At 66.6% G+C, this 15,752-nt stretch carries 15 protein-coding genes; 4 read left to right on the forward strand and 11 right to left on the reverse strand.

The window, feature by feature from the left end:
* Positions 1-10: 10 nt before the first annotated feature.
* A complete protein-coding gene (locus tag ACZK29_RS12680) occupies positions 11-652 on the forward strand; it encodes a hypothetical protein (RefSeq protein WP_478446117.1) in 642 nt (213 codons plus the stop codon).
* An 80-nt stretch (positions 653-732) separates the two neighbouring features.
* On the opposite strand, the gene ACZK29_RS12685 is transcribed toward ACZK29_RS12680, so the two are convergent.
* The gene (locus ACZK29_RS12685; RefSeq protein ID WP_459046944.1) at positions 733-3,459 is read right to left on the reverse strand and encodes a TonB-dependent receptor domain-containing protein; all 2,727 of its coding nucleotides are present in this window, start codon (positions 3,457-3,459) and stop codon (positions 733-735) included.
* A 217-nt stretch (positions 3,460-3,676) separates the two neighbouring features.
* Between ACZK29_RS12685 and ACZK29_RS12690 the strand changes: the two genes are divergently transcribed.
* Complete coding sequence (locus ACZK29_RS12690) at positions 3,677-4,276, forward strand: GNAT family N-acetyltransferase (RefSeq protein ID WP_164146807.1); 600 nt, start codon at positions 3,677-3,679, stop codon at positions 4,274-4,276.
* On the opposite strand, the gene ACZK29_RS12695 is transcribed toward ACZK29_RS12690, so the two are convergent.
* Positions 4,273-5,046, reverse strand: a complete 774-nt coding sequence (locus tag ACZK29_RS12695; protein WP_478446118.1) for a CDP-diacylglycerol diphosphatase — start codon at positions 5,044-5,046, stop codon at positions 4,273-4,275. The genes ACZK29_RS12690 and ACZK29_RS12695 overlap by 4 nt on opposite strands.
* A 68-nt stretch (positions 5,047-5,114) precedes the next feature.
* Positions 5,115-5,771 (reverse strand): decarboxylase, encoded by a 657-nt coding sequence (locus ACZK29_RS12700; RefSeq protein ID WP_111203887.1) that lies wholly within the window; start codon positions 5,769-5,771, stop codon positions 5,115-5,117.
* Between the two features lie 170 nt (positions 5,772-5,941).
* On the opposite strand from ACZK29_RS12700, the gene ACZK29_RS12705 reads away from it, so the two are divergent.
* Entirely contained in the window at positions 5,942-6,238 is a 297-nt protein-coding gene (locus ACZK29_RS12705; RefSeq protein ID WP_111203888.1) for a hypothetical protein, read from the forward strand.
* A gap of 129 nt (positions 6,239-6,367) precedes the next feature.
* Here ACZK29_RS12705 and ACZK29_RS12710 read toward each other — a convergent pair whose 3' ends face one another.
* The 8 genes from ACZK29_RS12710 to ACZK29_RS12745 form a co-directional block, all read right to left on the reverse strand.
* Positions 6,368-7,252 carry a hypothetical protein gene (locus tag ACZK29_RS12710; RefSeq protein ID WP_478448646.1) on the reverse strand — a complete coding sequence of 295 codons (885 nt, stop codon included), beginning with the start codon at positions 7,250-7,252 and terminating at the stop codon, positions 6,368-6,370.
* Positions 7,253-7,362: 110 nt separating this feature from the next.
* Positions 7,363-9,063 (reverse strand): D-lactate dehydrogenase, encoded by a 1,701-nt coding sequence (dld, locus tag ACZK29_RS12715; protein WP_478446119.1) that lies wholly within the window; start codon positions 9,061-9,063, stop codon positions 7,363-7,365.
* Positions 9,060-10,199 (reverse strand): FMN-dependent L-lactate dehydrogenase LldD, encoded by a 1,140-nt coding sequence (gene lldD, locus ACZK29_RS12720; RefSeq protein WP_478446120.1) that lies wholly within the window; start codon positions 10,197-10,199, stop codon positions 9,060-9,062. Before lldD ends, dld begins: the two co-directional genes overlap by 4 nt.
* A gap of 4 nt (positions 10,200-10,203) precedes the next feature.
* Complete coding sequence (lldR, locus tag ACZK29_RS12725) at positions 10,204-10,968, reverse strand: transcriptional regulator LldR (protein ID WP_111111910.1); 765 nt, start codon at positions 10,966-10,968, stop codon at positions 10,204-10,206.
* Positions 10,969-11,021: 53 nt separating this feature from the next.
* Entirely contained in the window at positions 11,022-12,680 is a 1,659-nt protein-coding gene (gene lldP / locus ACZK29_RS12730; RefSeq protein WP_478446121.1) for an L-lactate permease, read from the reverse strand.
* 231 nt (positions 12,681-12,911) lie between these two features.
* Complete coding sequence (locus tag ACZK29_RS12735; protein ID WP_478446122.1) at positions 12,912-13,364, reverse strand: MgtC/SapB family protein; 453 nt, start codon at positions 13,362-13,364, stop codon at positions 12,912-12,914.
* A gap of 126 nt (positions 13,365-13,490) precedes the next feature.
* Positions 13,491-14,249, reverse strand: coding sequence for an SDR family NAD(P)-dependent oxidoreductase (locus tag ACZK29_RS12740; protein WP_478446123.1), 759 nt, complete (start codon positions 14,247-14,249; stop codon positions 13,491-13,493).
* Between the two features lie 128 nt (positions 14,250-14,377).
* Complete coding sequence (locus tag ACZK29_RS12745; RefSeq protein ID WP_459046948.1) at positions 14,378-14,650, reverse strand: hypothetical protein; 273 nt, start codon at positions 14,648-14,650, stop codon at positions 14,378-14,380.
* A 45-nt stretch (positions 14,651-14,695) separates the two neighbouring features.
* Here ACZK29_RS12745 and ACZK29_RS12750 point away from each other — a divergent pair, with 45 nt between their 5' ends.
* Positions 14,696-15,649, forward strand: a complete 954-nt coding sequence (locus ACZK29_RS12750) for a helix-turn-helix transcriptional regulator (RefSeq protein WP_478446124.1) — start codon at positions 14,696-14,698, stop codon at positions 15,647-15,649.
* Positions 15,650-15,752: the final 103 nt, after the last annotated feature.

Genomic DNA, 15,752 nt, shown 5'->3' on the forward strand with positions numbered 1-15,752 from the left:
GTGATGCCGCATGGGCCCGTCCGACCGCCACGATCGTCTCCGCCGCTGGCAGGCCGCGTCCCTGCTTGCCGCCGCCCCGATCGCCAGCCTGTCCGCCACCGATGCAGCGGCTGCCGCGCCGCTGCAGTCACCGCCGGGCCAGCAGCGCATCGCCCCGGCAGCGCTGGTCGAGCGCCTGCACCAGCGCGTGCTGTCCGGGCAGAGCGCCACCGCCACGCTGGAACACTGGTGCGCCGAGCACGGCCTGGCCGAACAGGCCCGTGTACGCGCGGTGCGCATACACGGCCACGACAAGCCGGCCCCGGCCGACGTGCTGCAGGCACTGGGTGCGAAACCCGGCACCGAGCTGCGCTACCGCCGCGTGCAGCTGGTCTGTGGCAGCCGCGTGCTGTCCGAGGCCGACAACTGGTACCTGCCCGGCCACCTCAGCCCGGCCATGAACCAGGTACTGGACAGCACCGATGAACCGTTCGGTCGCGTGGTCGGCCCACTCGGTTTCCAGCGCCAGACCCTGGCCGACCAGACGTTCTGGCCGCCGCGGGGCGAAGGCGATCACGGCGTGATCCTGGAAGTGCGCGCCCTGCTGCGCGACCGCCAGCAGCAGCCCTTCAGCTACGTCATCGAGTCGTACCTGCAGCAGGCACTGCCCTAGGCGACCGGCGCGCGCCATCACGGCGGATATCGACACAGCAGAAGGCCCGGCATTGCCGGGCCTTCTGTTTGCCAGCCGGATCAGCGGAACCGGTAGTCCAGCTGCAGCCAGTACTGGCGACCATACGGGTCGTAATTGCCGACCGGGTAGAACGGCCACCCGCCTCCGTTCCTGTCCGCCGGCGGGCGGCTGTCACGCAGGTTGTTGACGATCACGCCCACCGACAGGTTCTCGCCGAACTGGCGGAAGACACTGGCGTTGTAGGTCATGTACGGCGCGATGCGGCCGCTGCCATCGGTCTTCGGCAGTGAACCGTAACGGTTGCCGTACAGCGTGGTGGTCCAGTTTCCCTGGTTCCAGGTGATGCTGCCATTGGCCTTGCTGCGCCACTGGTAGTCATCCAGCGAATTGCGGATGTCACGCTCCGGATCATCGGAGAACTGCCGGTACGTGTGCTCCAGTACCACGGTGTAGGCCAGGCGCGTGGTGAAGCGGCCATAGCGGCCGGCATCGAAGCGCCAGTTGCCCTTCAGGTCCAGCCCGCGCACCGATTCGGAGGCCGCGTTGATCGGGTTGATCAGCACGCGGGTCACCTGGTCCGGCTGCACCGTGGCATTGGACGGATTGCGGATCACCCGCGACAGCGCGTCCTGGCACAGCGGTGAGCCGATGTCACGCGCCTCGCCACCCAGCGTTTTTCCCAACCGGCAATCGGCCTCGTCACGCAGGATGCGGCTGGTATCGAGGCTGGTCACCTCGTTGTCGATGCGGATGTCGTAGTAGTCGGCGCTGAAATCCAGGCCAGCCAGCGGCGACCAGACCACGCCGAAACCATACGACTTGGCCGATTCCGGCTGCAGCTGCGGGTTGGCACGGTTGCTGTAGTCGATCGACAGGCCGTTGTAGTCACAGTTGTCGTACGACTGGCCCGCCGTCCGGCAGCGCCAGTAGTCGGTCATGCCCGGGTTGTAGCCGCGGGTCTCGGTCGCGAACACGTAGTTCATGTCCGGCGCCCGGAAACTGGTCGCCGCCGTACCACGGATCAACAGGCTCTCGATCGGGCGGAACTCGACGCCGAAACTCCAGGTCGCCTTGCCGATGTGCTCACCGCCGGCACGGTACTGGTCATAGCGACCGGCCAGGGTGGTGGTCAGCGACTGCAGCAATGGCAGCTGCAGCTCCACGCCGGCGGCATAGCGGTCGCGCTCGCCACCTGCACCGATGCCGGCGCTTGTGTTCCAGAACTCGCCGGTGCCCAGGCGCGGGTCCGGGCGATTGCGGTAGCCCTGGCTGCCGGCCTCGACGACTGCCGCCAGCGCGGCATCGCCACCGGGCAGCGCAAACAGGCGGCCGTTGACGCTGGCGCTGAAGGTCTGCAACCACGCCGCATTGCGGCTCTCCTGGTAGCCGGACAGGCCCTGGTACTCGTTCGGGCTCAGCGGCTGGAACAGGCGCGCCGGGTCCGGCGCATAGACCTCCACGCCATTGCGCACGCCCAGCTTCGGGCCGAGCAGGTATTCATTGATGCCGGCCAGCAGCACCGGGCGACGGGTGCGGTTCTCGTAGCGTGAGCGGCTGTAGACCGCTTCATAATCCCAGCCACTGTCACCGATCTGGCCACGCGCGCCGACGTTGAACGACCAGGAATTTTCCAGGAAACGGTTGGCATTGCGCGGCAGGCCTCCGATTTCCTCGGGTGCAAAGCGGCGGTACCAGCTTTCCAGGTTGCCGGTGGTCTGGTTGTAGAAGTAATTGCGGGCCGAGGTCCAGGTGGGCGCACGGGTGTTGTTGGTGATGCGTGCGCTGCCCACGGCCAGATCGGCGAACAGATCGGTGGTCTCGTTGACGTGGAAGGTCAGCAGGCCGTAGCCGTTGAGGTTGCGCTTCTCGGTCTGCACCGTCCAGTAGCTGGCGGCGGCCTCGTTGCTGCCGCAGTACCAGCCCTGGCGCGGGTTGAAGGCGCGGAACACGCTGCCGCCATAGATGTCCGACGCCGCGTCGCAGCCATTCACGCCCGGATCGATGTTGCGGCCGGTGGCGGCGTTGCGGCGATACGCGATCGCGGTCGCCTGCGGCGCCTTGCCGGTCGGATCGTCCTCCAGCGAATCCATGAAGTCGCGCTGGCGCGCATGGATCGCCTTGCGCACGTCGAACTCGAAGCCGAACAAGGCATCCCAGCGCTCGCCGGAACTGCCACCGACCACCTGCGCGCGCTGGTTGTCGCCACCACCCTGCTGGGTGCCGCCGGCGCGCACGTTCACGTCCACACCTTCAAAGCGATCCTTGAGGATGATGTTGACCACGCCGGCAATGGCATCCGAGCCGTACACCGCCGACGCGCCGGCAGCCAGCACCTCGATGCGCTCGATCAGGGCACTGGGAATGTTGGCCAGGTTGACCACGTTCACCGACCCTTCGTAGGCCAGCGGGTAGTCGGCCTGGCGGCGTCCGTTGACCAGCACCAGCGTGCGGTTCGGGCCAAGGCCACGCAGGTTGATGGTGTTGGCCGCCGGAGTGAAGGTGTTGCCGAAGTCCTCGCCCTGCACATTGCCGGTGTTTTCGGTCAGGGCGCTCAGCGCGTCGAACGCATTGCGGTAGCCCTGCGCGTCGATCTGCTCGCGGCTGATCACCGTCACCGGGGACGGCCCCTCGACGCTGGCGCGCGGAATGCGCGAGCCGGTGACCTTCACTTCCTGTAACGAGGTGGGTGCGCTTTCCTGCGCGAAGGCCGGCAACGAGACCAGCAACAGGGACGACAGCGCGAGCACCAGCGGACGCGGGCGCAGCGCCTTGTGAGAGGCGGACATGGGCTTCCTGGGGGAGTTGGGCGGGTGGTACGGGACCGGAGGCCTGCGCGACACATAACGATCCCGTAACGAAAGTGTCCTGAATGGGTGGTTTCAACGGAAATGACCAGCCCTGATGGACTTATGCCTGAACCGAATCAGGCCCCGCCCGGCGATCGTCGCGTTTTTGCAATCTTTTGAATGGTCTGGCGGACCGGGCATTGCCATCGTTCCGGGGATGATGACTCCGTACCCCACATCCCTCCTTCCCCCCTTGCGCCCTGTATCGCGCCGCCACCTGCTGCAGCTGCAGGTGGCCCCGGTCACCCTGCGCCCGTTCCAGCGGGCAGACCTGCCGGCCTGGCGCCTGTTCGACAACCGACGCCGGCGCGGTCGGCATCTTCACCCTGGCATCGACGAAGAAGCACGCTTCCTCGCCCACATGCACCGCTCGCGCCTTGAGCAGGACAACGACCAGTTGATGCTGGGTGTCTTCGATGACCAGCACGGTACCGTGCTGGACCAGTTGCACGTCCGCCTGCATTCGCTGCACTCGCGCTGCGCCGAGCTGCTCTCGCTGCAGCATTGGCATGCGCACACCGATGCGATGCTGCAGGCCCTGTGCCCGTTCCTGTTCGAGGATGTCGGCCTGCATCGCCTGTTCGTGATGCTGCCGCCGGACTGCAGCGCGCCCTTCACCCAGGCACTGCGAACGCGTGGCTTCGAGCAGGAAGGCGTACTGCGCGATCAGCACCTTGGGCTGGATGGCTGGCAGGACCGCCAGCTGCTGGCGCTGACTGCACCGGTCTGGCGCAGCCGCCAGCAGCCACCGGGTTAGCGGACCCGCTCCAACGTTCCTGCGCCGGTCAACACCGAGCAGGCGTGGTCCTGCAGTTCTTCGGCGCTGGCCTCGTTGCCGGTGCCGGCGTCCACCCGGGTCGCCAGCAGGATGAAGCCCGGGCCAGCCTGCACGTTGTCCCGGCCAGCCACCACCAGGCTCCATTGGCCGACATCGCCCACGCCACTCAGGTCATAGGCGAGCAGGTTGAGCGGATTGGCTGTCAACTCCGCACCCGGCAGCAGCCGGGCCTGGTACTGATGGCCGCGCAGCAGCACCGGCAGTGGCGTCCACCGGGTGCCCAGGGCACTGGCATGTGCATCCAGGGCCTGCAGCACATCGGCGCGCAGGCAGTCCACATGGATATGCAGCTGGTGCTGCGAGCGGCCATGGGGTGAATTCAGCGCCAGGCTGGCGACGTTGCGCGGCAGCGGTTGGCCCAGGGCACGTTCGGTATGACTGCGGGCCTGCCAGGCTGCGGCAAAGTAATTCGGCGCACCGCGCTGGTACAGGGCGATGTTCTCGATCCCGCTGACCTTGTCCAGCGGCATCAGCAGGAACTGGTAGTCGCCGTGCGCGTCCTTGACCAGCACATCGCGGCGGTCCGCTGCTGCTTCCACGCGCAGGCAATCACCCCGCGGGCCTCCAGCGCCACGGCAGTCACGCTCGATCAATCGCCACAGCGCATCGGAATGGGCCGGCGGCGGAGGCGCACTGGCACAGGCGGACAACAGCAGCAGGGACGACAGCAGGAAGGGGCGCAGGGACACGGCAGCAACTCACGGAGCAGACACGGCAGACAGCGCCGCGCTGCATTCTAGCCAGTGCGAAGCTGCAATCAGTAGGTGCCGAACGGCACTTCAACCACGATCGGTGCCACGCCCTCGCCGGCCTGCAGGCTGTAGCGGTCCAGCGCCCCATCGTCATCGGCGTGCGGCTGGCGCTGGAAATGCAGCGGGTAGCGGGTGTCCCCCAGGCGCACGGCGCCGCCGTCGGCCTCCAGCGCGGCACCTTCCGGAATCAGCAGTCCGCCCAGGTCGCTGTAGGCGCCAGGCACATCGGCGAAGCTGTAGTCAGACAGCTCGTCCACCCGCTGCATCGCATAGACGTGCGGCACATAGGGACGTGCGGGGCTGCGGCCATTGCTCAGGTCAGTCACCCAGGCCTGCGGCAGGTGGTACTGCTCGCGCAGCGCGGCCACGCCCAGCGAGGGGCTGGCCACCTGCAGGCAGCACACCGTGCGCTTGCCTTCGCGGTCAAGAATGGCGAAACGGTCACCGCGGGTGGCCGCCTGCGGCAGCATGGCGAAGGCCAGGTTACGCTGGGCCGGCGCGTAGCCGGATTCGGTCTGCAGGTTGCGCCAGGCGCCGAATACCGGGGTTTCGACCGGCGCGGGTTCCGGATCGGCAGCGGAGGCGGCAAACGCCACGCCCAGCAACGACAACACCAGAGCCGTCATCGTCCTGTCCTTGCCGCGGAAACTGCCTGCCGTCATACCGTATCCAACACCTGCGCCGGAAAGGCCCGGCCTGCCCGCTGGCGTACTGCCAGCCATTGCTCACACTATGCAATGACCACGCTGTGCCGGCAATGACCGGGGCGCTGACGCCTTTCGCGCGCTCGGTGCTATCGTTCCCGCATCTCCCCCTGCGCAGGAGCGCTCGCATGTCCACCTTCCGTCTGTTCCTGTTGCTGCCCGGCTCGGCCCTGCTGCTGTCGGCCTGCGTCAGCACGCCCGGCCCGCAGGTCAAGGGCAGCGGCCACTGCGATGCCAGCCAGCTGGGCTGGGCAATCGGCCAGCCGGCCAACGAACCCAACATCCGCCGCCTGTCTGCCGAAAGCGGTGCCGGCCTGGTCAACCCGATCGGCCCCAGCACCATCACCACCAAGGACATCCGCCAGGACCGCCTACGCGTGTTCGTGGACAAGGACAACATCATCACCGCCACCCGCTGCGAGTAAGCGCCGCAGCAGGTTTCCGTAGAGCCGAGCCCATGCTCGGCTGCGCTTCCGTGACCGCCGAGCGCAGGCTCGGCTCTGCAGAAAACGCGGAGCGAGCATGGCTCGACTCTGCAACCCAGGGTTGAGGGTTCAGGGTTCGGTATAGCCGGCGCAGTCCGGCAATGCCTGGTCCGGTTGGAACATGCCCCCGTGGAAACGGAACAGCCGCGTATAGGTGCATGCCGGATCCTGCTCGGTGCGCAGGTCCTTCTTCTTCAGCGGCCCCTTGGCCAGCGAATCCTCGAAACGTGAAACGCCGGCCGGGAACCGGGTCGCCACCGTCTGGTAGCGCAGCACCGGCATCCCCTGCTCTGCAACGTCCAGCGCCAGCTTCGCCGAAAAGCCGTACTCGTCGTGGCAGGCACCTGCGCGCTGTTTGCTGTCCTGTTCGCTGAAGCAGGCACGGATCATCGCGTTGCCCCGCCATGGCAGGGTCAGCACGTCATCGTCCACCTGGATGTCGTCCTGCAGATGGCGCACCCGTGCCAGTTGCAGCGTGGACGCATCGGCACCGCCACCGGAGTACATGGCGCTGAACGTGACGATGCCACCCACCAGCACGTTCTGGCGGGCGCGCTGCTGCGGGTCGGTCACCGGTTCATCGCTGCCGACACCCGGGGCCAGGCGCACGATCCAGGGCCAGAGTTTCAGCTCGCTTTCCTGCGGCACATCGATGCTGACGTGATAGCTGTGGGGCTTGCCTTGGCCCTGCACCTTTTCCAGCACTTCAAGCATGGTGGGCCGGTCCCCTTCCTCGGAGACCGGCTGCACGCGCACGCACCAGTTGCCGTCCCGGGTGCAGTCATAAAGCCCCGACGGTCCAGTCTCACTCGCGATCAGCACCTGCCCCAGCGGCTCCATCACGTTGCCGGCGGCATCGCGCTGCTGCGGCAGGATCGCGCCCTGGGCCAGCGCCAGCAGCGGGGTCGCCAGCAATGCAGTGCACAGGGTGGCGCGGGCGGCAGCGGTGGGCATGGACGGCTCCTGCGTATGGGCTTCCGATGGTAACCGTTGACCGGACGGCGTCGAGCCTGCTCGACTGCTTCTCACCACAAACACCAGCTGAGCGCCGGCTCGGCTCTACATCATCCGCAGTCGCAGCCACCCCACCCTTTCTTCTTCGAGGTCTGGCCGATACCCGGATTGAACGTATTGCTCGGGTCCAGCTGCCGGTAGAACCCGGCCAACGCCGGCTTGGCCGGATACAGGTGGCCCACGTTGTGCTCGGCCGGGTACTCGGCACCACGCTGGTCCAGCAATGCCCACATTGCGTGCTCGATCGCCATCGGGTCTTCCCCCTTGCGGGCGATGTAGTCCTGGTGGAACACGTGGCACAGGAAGTGGCCGTAGTACAGCTTGTGCAGCAGGCGGCCATCGATCTCCGGCGGCAGCTGTTCGAACCAGTCGGCATCATCGCGGCGCAGGGCGATGTCCAGCGCGACGATGTCCTGCACCTGGTCACGATGCACTTCACGGTAGCGCACTGCAGCACCGGCCACGGCAAAGCGATGCAGGAACGCCTTGCGTCCCTCCTCCGCAGTGCAGTGGAAATAGCCGCCTTCGTGGCCGGCAAAGAAGTCGCGCAGCCAGGCTTCGGTTTGCGCTGCGTCCTGTGCGGACACCTTCAGCAGCAGGTGATGCTCATAGCGCTGGCGGAACTCGCCCATGCGCTTGGGCAGGTGCGAAGGCAGCAGTCCCGTCAGCACCTGCATCACCCGATCGGTCACGCCGCGCAGGCCCAACCGCTCGAACCAGCCATCGACGCGGCTCTTCAGCGCAAATGCGGCCGGCACGCGCGCGGTGCCAAGGCGGTCGATCAGCAGGAAGCTGTCCTTGCCGTAGCGCTCGCCGATGTCATAGGCATCGCGGTGGATGTACTCACCGGCAATCGGCAGGCGCTCGAAGCCGGTCAGCAGCTGGCGCCGGATCGCAGTGAGGCTGTCGGTGCGGTTGCTGCCGATGTAGAAGACCTCGGCGGCCTCCTTTTCGAAGGTATCCAGGCGCACCGCGAACACCGCCAGCTTGCCGGCCGAACCCGCTGCTTCGTAGTGGCGACTGGGATCGGCGTTGAAACGTGCGGGGGTATCGGCATCGACCTTGCGTACTTCCTCGGCATAGCGTGGATCGGAAGCCGCGCGGCCGTCGCCATTGCCCACGTCGGCGGCCGTGTAGTCACCGGCCTGCAGGCGCTGCAGGATCTGCTCGGGCGTATCACCCAGCGCGATACCCAGATGGTTGACCAGCTGCAGCTGGCCCTGCGCGTCGACCTGCGCGTACAGCGCCAGTTCGGTATAGGCCGGGCCACGGCGCACCAGCGCGCCGCCGGAGTTGTTGCAGATGCCGCCGAGTACCGACGCACCGATACAGGACGAGCCGATCACCGAATGCGGTTCGCGGCCGAGCGGCGCCAGGGTCTGCTCCAGCCGGTCCAGCGTCGCGCCGGGCAGGCACAGCACCTGGCGCCCTTCGTTCAACAGCTGGATGCCGGTCAGGCGCAGCGTGCTGACCAGCACGATCGGGCGACCGTAGTCGTTGCCATCCGGGGTCGAACCGCCGGTCAGGCCGGTGTTGGCCGCCTGCAGGATGATCGCCGCCCCACCCTGCACCGCCGCCTGCAGCACGCGCCACAGTTCCAGCAGCGTGCCCGGGCGCACCACCGCCAGCACCGGGCCATCGCCGAAGCGATAGCCGCGACGGAAGCGCCGCGTGGCCTTGTCGCCGGTCAGCACATGGCGGCTGCCGACCACGTCGCGCAACTGCGCCAGCACCGCATCGTGGCCACTCACGGCAGGCTGACCAACGAGTCGCGGCCGATGTCGGCAATGCGGTGCGCGCCGGTCAGCGTCATCGCCACGCGCATTTCCTTGGCGATCAGGTCCAGCAGATTGGCCACGCCGGCCTCGCCCTGTGCCGCAAGCGCATAGACGAACGCGCGGCCGAGCAGCACGGTGTCGGCACCCAGCGCCAGCATGCGCACCACGTCCAACCCGGTACGGATGCCCGAATCGGCGAGGATCTTCAGATCGCCCTGCACCGCGTCGGCAATGGCCGGCAATGCGCGGGCGGTGGACAGCACGCCGTCGAGCTGGCGGCCACCGTGGTTGGAGACCACGATGCCATCGGCACCGAACTTCACCGCGTCACGCGCATCATCCGGGTCGAGGATGCCCTTGATCACCATCGGGCCCTTCCAGAACTCGCGGATCCACTCCAGGTCCTTCCACGAAATGGACGGATCGAAGTTGCTGCCCAGCCAGCCGATGTAGTCCTCCAGCCCGGTCGGGTTGCCGCGGTAGGTGGAAATGTTGCCCAGATCATGCGGGCGGCCGAACAGGCCCACGTCCCACGCCCAGTGCGGATGGGTGATGGCCTGGCCGATGCGGCGCAGCGAGGCATTCGGACCGCTCATGCCCGAGTGCTCGTCACGGTAGCGCGCTCCCGGCACTGGCATGTCCACGGTGAACACCAGGGTGGTCACGCCTGCCGCCTGCGCCCGCTCCAGCGCGTTGCGCATGAAGCCACGGTCGCGCAGCACGTACAGCTGGAACCACATCGGCCGCTGGATGGCCGGTGCCACTTCCTCGATCGGGCACACCGATACGGTGGACAGGGTGAACGGGATACCGCGGCTGTCGGCCGCGCGCGCCGCCTGTACCTCGCCGCGCCGGGCATACATACCGGTCAGGCCGACCGGCGCCAGCGCCACCGGCATCGCCAGTTTCTCGCCGAACAGCTCGGTTTCCAGGCTCAGGTCGGACATGTTGCGCAGGATGCGCTGGCGCAGCGCGATGTCGGACAGGTCGGAAACGTTGCGCTTCAGCGTGTGCTCGGCATACGCGCCGCCATCGATGTAGTGGAACAGGAACGGCGGCAGCCGGCGTTGCGCTGCGGCACGGTAATCGGTGGAGGCGGAGATGATCATGGGGTCAACCGTGTGGGGAAGGCAGGCGCGAGGCCCGCGCACGCCGGGCTTCGTTGTCATCGAGGGTGCGCAGCGTGGTGTGCACGAACTCGAGGTGGGCATGCGCGGCGGCGCGCGCGCGTTCCGGGTCGCCGGCCAGCACCGCATCCATCATCTCGCGGTGCTGGTCGGACAGCGGCGAGAAGGTCCTCGCCGAGGTGTAGAGCTTCTCGCGGCTCTGCGAGATGTTGGTCTGCAGCAGTTCGAACAGGCCACGCATCACCTGCAGCAGCACCAGGTTGTGCGAGGCCTCGGCGATGGACAGGTGGAAGGCCGCGTCGGCCTCGGCCTCGCCGGTGGGGTCATCCTTGCCGTGCGCATCCATCATGGTCTGGAACGCCTGCGCGATGCGCGCGCGGTCCTCGTCGGTGGCGCGCAATGCAGCATGCCAGGCGGTGGCGCCTTCCAGTGCGTGGCGGATCTCCAGCACGTCGAAGCGGTATTCCGGGTCGCCCTGGAACAGCGGCAGGTACGGCGCCAGCGGTTCGTCCAGCGCCTGCCGCGCACGCGCCGCGGGTTCGGCCACGTAGGTGCCGCCACCGACCCGTGCGCTCAGCAGGCCCTGGCTGGCCAGCTGCGCGATGGCCTCGCGCAGCGCGGTGCGCGAGACCCCCAGCTGCACCGCCAGGGTGCGCTCGGCCGGCAGCCGGTCACCCGGCTGCAGCCGCTGTTCCTGCACCAGGCCGCGCAGCTGTGCGGCCACCTTGTCCGAAATACGTTGCGTGCTCATGGCGCCATTGTGGCCCGAAGCATGCAACGAAGGGGCAGTCGGCCTGGCATGGCTCAGGGAATCATCCAGGTCAGCCAGTAGGCCTGGGCCAGGGTGATCAGGCCGACCATCGTGGTGAAGACCAGGCTGTGCTTGACCGTGAAGCGGAACAGGTCCGATTCCTTGCCGGCCAGGCCGACCGCCGCACAGGCAATGGCGATCGACTGCGGCGAGATCATCTTGCCGGTGACACCGCCGGTGGTGTTGGCCGCCACCAGCAGCACGTCGGACACGCCGATCTGCTGTGCGGTGGTGGCCTGCAGTGCCGAGAACAGCGCATTGGACGAGGTATCCGAACCGGTCAGGAACACGCCCAGCCAGCCCAGGAACGGCGAGAAGAACGGGAACGCATCGCCGGTGTGTGCCAATGCCAGCGCCAGTGTCGCCGACAGGCCCGAGTAGTTGGCGATGAAGGCGAAGGCCAGCACCATGCCGATCGAGTAGATCGGCATGCGCAGCTCTCGCACGGTTTCGCCAAAGGTCTGCAGCGCCGAACGGGCCGGCATGCGCAGGGCGATGATGGCGATCACCGCGGCGAGGATGATCGAGGTACCGGTGGCCGAGAACCAGTCGAATTTGTAGATTGCCTCGTAGCTGAGCGGCGCATCCACGATCGGCGGCATCTTCTGCACCATCTGGTCCAGCCCCGGCACTGGAATCTTCAGCACCCAGCTTTCCAGCGGGCCGCCGGCCGCGAACAGCGACTTGAACGGCTTGATGCTCCACAGGGTGACCATTGCAGTGAGGATCAGGAACGGCGACCACGCCTTGGCGATCTGGCCAACGCTGTAGCGCGGCGCTTCCAGTGCCTGGGCGGCCGCCTCGGCGCTGGTTTCCGTGTCGAAGCGGAAGATCCGCACCGGCTTCCAGCGGCGCAGGAACAGGGTCAGGCACACCAGCGACGCCAGCGACGCGGTGATATCCGGCAGTTCCGGGCCGATGAAATTGGAGGTCAGGTACTGGGCGATGGCGAACGAGCCACCCGCAACCAGCACCGCCGGCCAGGTTTCCTTGATACCGCGCCAGCCATCCATGATCGCCATGATCCAGAACAGCACGATGATGGTCAGGAACGGCAGCTGGCGGCCGGCCATCTGGCCGATCTCGAATGCATCCAGGCCGGTGACCTGCCCGGCCACGATGATCGGAATGCCCATTGCACCGAACGCCACCGGCGCGGTGTTGACGATCAGGCACAGTCCGGCGGCATACAGCGGCTTGAAGCCCAGCCCGACCAGCAGCGCCGCGGTGATCGCCACCGGCGCACCGAAACCGGCCGCGCCTTCGAGGAAGGCACCGAAGGCGAAGCCGACCATCAGCATCTGCAGGCGCTGGTCTTCGGTCACCGACAGGATCGAAGCGCGGATGATGTCGAACTGACCGGTCTTGACCGAGACCTTGTAGAGAAACACCGCGCCGATGATGATCCAGGCAATCGGCCACAACCCATAGACGAAGCCGAAGCCGGCGGCACCCAGCGCCTGGGTCAGCGGCATGCGGTAGAACAGCAGCGCCACGCCGAGCGCGATGGCCAGGGTGATGGTGCCGGCCAACCAGCCCTTCATGCGCAGCACAGCGAGGGCAACGAAGAAGAACGCGATCGGCAGCAGCGCGATCAGGCTCGACAACCACAGGTTGCCGGCGGGGTCGTACAGGTGTTGCCAGGGCTGCATGGAAGCTCTCGACTGGGGGCGGTATGTGCTCCACCGCAGGCGGTGGGTCGCCGTGCCTGTCGATTATTGGTATTACCAATATCGATCTGAATCAGGCCACGTGGAGCGGATTTAACCGCCACGCTGACGAAGCGCCTATTAGACCATAGGGCTAGAGCGGATATTGGTCGTACCATTGTATTGCCAGCGGTAGTGCCGGCCGCTGGCCGGCAACCTCGTCTGCCCCCTCCCCTACGAGATCCTCTTCTCCAACCTCCGAATCACCGCCAGCACCAGCACACACAGCACGCTCACTCCGATGGCGATCACGTACTTGCTGATCCCCACCGCAATCCCGATGGCCGCCGCCATGATCAGCGAGCTGGCCGTGGTCAGGCCGCTGACCTGGTCCTCGCGTGACCCGCGCAGGATGGTGCCAGCGGCAACAAAGCCGACACAGGCCACCACCGCTTCGATCAGGCGCACCGGATCAACCTGCAGCAGGTCGCGGTAGCGCTCCTGCTGGAAATGCTCGGCCACCGAGTCGCCAAGGCCGACGATCAACGCGGCGGCCCCTGCGATCAGCATGTGCGTACGCAGGCCAGCGGCGTGCTTGCCCATTTCGCGCTCGACACCGAGCACACCACCGAACAGCATCGCTGCGGCAACGCGCAGCAGAATCGAGACATCCTGGGTAAGTTCCATGGGAAAGCTCCGGAATTTTCCCGGAGCGTCGCGCGGCGATCGTGGGTCGGCGGTGAAGGCGATGGCACGCCTTCTTCACCGAACGCCTTCATCCACGCATGGCGTGGATCTACTGACCGCATCCGCTCACTGCGCCAGGTAGCCACCGTCGATGGCGTAGTACGCGCCGGTCGCGAACGAGGCATCGTCGCTGGCCAGCCAGGCCACCAGCGCCGCTACTTCTTCGACCGTACCCAGCCGCTTCAGCGCATGGCGCCCTTCCAGCGTCGCGCGCACCTTCGGGTCCATCTTGTCCAGCAGCGGCGTGCTGATGAAGCCCGGGCCAACCGCGTTGACACGGATGCCATCTGCAGCATGCTCCCAGGCTGCGGTCTGGGTCAGGCCAACCACGCCGTGCTTGGCTGCAACATACGCGGTGGAACCGGCATAGCCCACCTGGCCCAGGATCGAGGCCATGTTGATGATGCTGCCACCCGTGCCGGCCGCGCGCATGGCCTGGATCTGCGAACGCTGGCACAGGAACACGCTTGTGAGGTTGACGTCGATCACGCGCTGCCATCCTTCCACCGGATAGTCACCACTGCTGGCCGCCGGCCCACTGATGCCCGCGTTGTTGACCGCGACATGCACGCCGCCCAGTTCCTTTACCGTGCGCTGCACCGCCGCCTCGACGGCGGCATCGTCAGTCACGTCCAGCGCGATGCCGATGGCCTGTGCACCGGCATCGCGCAACTGCGCCACGGTGGCATCCACCGCATCCTGCTTCAGGTCCCAGACCGAGATCCGCGCGCCGGACGCCGCCAGGGTCTGCGCCACGGCCAGACCAATGCCGGACACACCGCCGGTCACGATCGCGGTCTTGCCGGTGAGCTGGTAATCGATCATCTGCATTCTCCATCTGTGGGGGTATCGATGCGGCGTGTCGCCGCGCCCCCCTCACGCTACCCCTTCATCCGTGATGACCCGGCAGACAGCCCGCCCACGGGTTATCGTTCCACCCATAAAACCTCAACTCAAGTTGATGTATGGAACTGCGTACGGATATGCGTGCAAAACGCCGCCGTATGTTTCACGGAAAATTCAACTTGGCCATATTGATCAATCGTTTTGACCATCTCGAAATCAAATGCTGGTGAATCAAGGCGACAATGGGAAACGTTTCCAGTTTCTTCGACACACTCATTCCAATCTGGCGTTTCCCCAGCCATCCAGCGTGCCATCGCCACCGCATCGCAGCGGGTCCGCACAGGCCACGAATGGAACTGCATCTGCAATGCAGAGCGCATGGGCGAGGTACTGCCAGCGTCCAACTCCTGCGCACGTGCCGAGCAATGTCCCGATACTTCACTTTTGCCGATTACCGCCGCTTCGGCCACCGCCACGGCTTTGATTACCGCGCCGACCCGGAGCACCTGCGCGACGACCAGTGGGCGGGCCATGGCGAGGTCAACGAGCAGTTCCTGCGCGGCGGCATGAGCCTGATCGCCTCCGACGTCCACAATCGCTTTCCATACGTCGCCACTGCCCAGCAGAGTCCCGGCCTGGCCATCCGCGTGATGCTGCAGGGCCAGGTCGATGTGCGCATTCCGCAACGCGGTGGTTTCACCCTGCGCGCTGGCACGGCGATGACCGCGCACCACCGCGAGCAGGTCGAGATGACCGGTGCGCATCCCGGCGAAACGCGCATGCGCGGCGTCAGCGTCATGGTACCCGGCCAGATTGATCCGGACCTGTTCCATCTGCCGCAGCTGGAGACCGCGCTCAACAGCCACCTGGAATGCCGCCACTGGGCGATTCCGCATACCCTGCTGCCGGTGCTGGGCCAGTTGTTCGACAGCCCATGGGAAGATGGCATCGACGCCTTGTGGCGCGAAGGCGTCGCGCTGCAGCTGCTGGCCGTTGGCCTGAAGGCCGAGGATCTGCAGACCGACCATGTGCGTACGCTACGTGCCGGCCAGCGCGAACGGCTGGAGCGGGTGCGCGCCTACCTGCATGATGACCCCAGCCATGCCCACAGCCTGGTCGAACTGGCGCAGCTGGCCTGCATGAGCCCCAGCTCGCTGCGTCGTCATTTCGCCCAGCAGTATGGGAGCTCGGTGTTCGACTACCTGCACGAACAGCGCATGCGCCACGCCGAGCAGGGCCTGCGCGAAGATGGCTGGACGGTCGAGCAGGCCGCTGCCGCCAGTGGTTACCGCCACCCCAGCAACTTCGCCGCTGCATTCCGCAAGCGCTTCGGCCTGGTGCCCAGCCGCTGGCGCACCGGTCCTTCGAAGGTGGGCTGAAGGCATCTGCCCTGGTAGGTGTCGACCTTGGTCGGCATACTCTCGCGCCATCGCGGATGCCGGCCAGCGGCCGGCACTACCACACCCGCCTGAATCGACGTGC

Source organism: Stenotrophomonas sp. 89682_Sma (assembly GCF_056481405.1).

Coding starts and splice junctions, on each gene's coding strand:
- ACZK29_RS12680 (WP_478446117.1), top strand. CDS start 11: ATGGGCCCGTCCGACCGCCACGATCGTCTCCGCCGCTGGCAGGCCGCG.
- ACZK29_RS12685 (WP_459046944.1), bottom strand. CDS start 3,459: ATGTCCGCCTCTCACAAGGCGCTGCGCCCGCGTCCGCTGGTGCTCGCG.
- ACZK29_RS12690 (WP_164146807.1), top strand. CDS start 3,677: ATGATGACTCCGTACCCCACATCCCTCCTTCCCCCCTTGCGCCCTGTA.
- ACZK29_RS12700 (WP_111203887.1), bottom strand. CDS start 5,771: ATGACGGCAGGCAGTTTCCGCGGCAAGGACAGGACGATGACGGCTCTG.
- ACZK29_RS12705 (WP_111203888.1), top strand. CDS start 5,942: ATGTCCACCTTCCGTCTGTTCCTGTTGCTGCCCGGCTCGGCCCTGCTG.
- ACZK29_RS12710 (WP_478448646.1), bottom strand. CDS start 7,252: ATGCCCACCGCTGCCGCCCGCGCCACCCTGTGCACTGCATTGCTGGCG.
- lldD (WP_478446120.1), bottom strand. CDS start 10,199: ATGATCATCTCCGCCTCCACCGATTACCGTGCCGCAGCGCAACGCCGG.
- lldR (WP_111111910.1), bottom strand. CDS start 10,968: ATGAGCACGCAACGTATTTCGGACAAGGTGGCCGCACAGCTGCGCGGC.
- lldP (WP_478446121.1), bottom strand. CDS start 12,680: ATGCAGCCCTGGCAACACCTGTACGACCCCGCCGGCAACCTGTGGTTG.
- ACZK29_RS12735 (WP_478446122.1), bottom strand. CDS start 13,364: ATGGAACTTACCCAGGATGTCTCGATTCTGCTGCGCGTTGCCGCAGCG.
- ACZK29_RS12740 (WP_478446123.1), bottom strand. CDS start 14,249: ATGATCGATTACCAGCTCACCGGCAAGACCGCGATCGTGACCGGCGGT.
- ACZK29_RS12745 (WP_459046948.1), bottom strand. CDS start 14,650: ATGCGCTCTGCATTGCAGATGCAGTTCCATTCGTGGCCTGTGCGGACC.
- ACZK29_RS12750 (WP_478446124.1), top strand. CDS start 14,696: ATGTCCCGATACTTCACTTTTGCCGATTACCGCCGCTTCGGCCACCGC.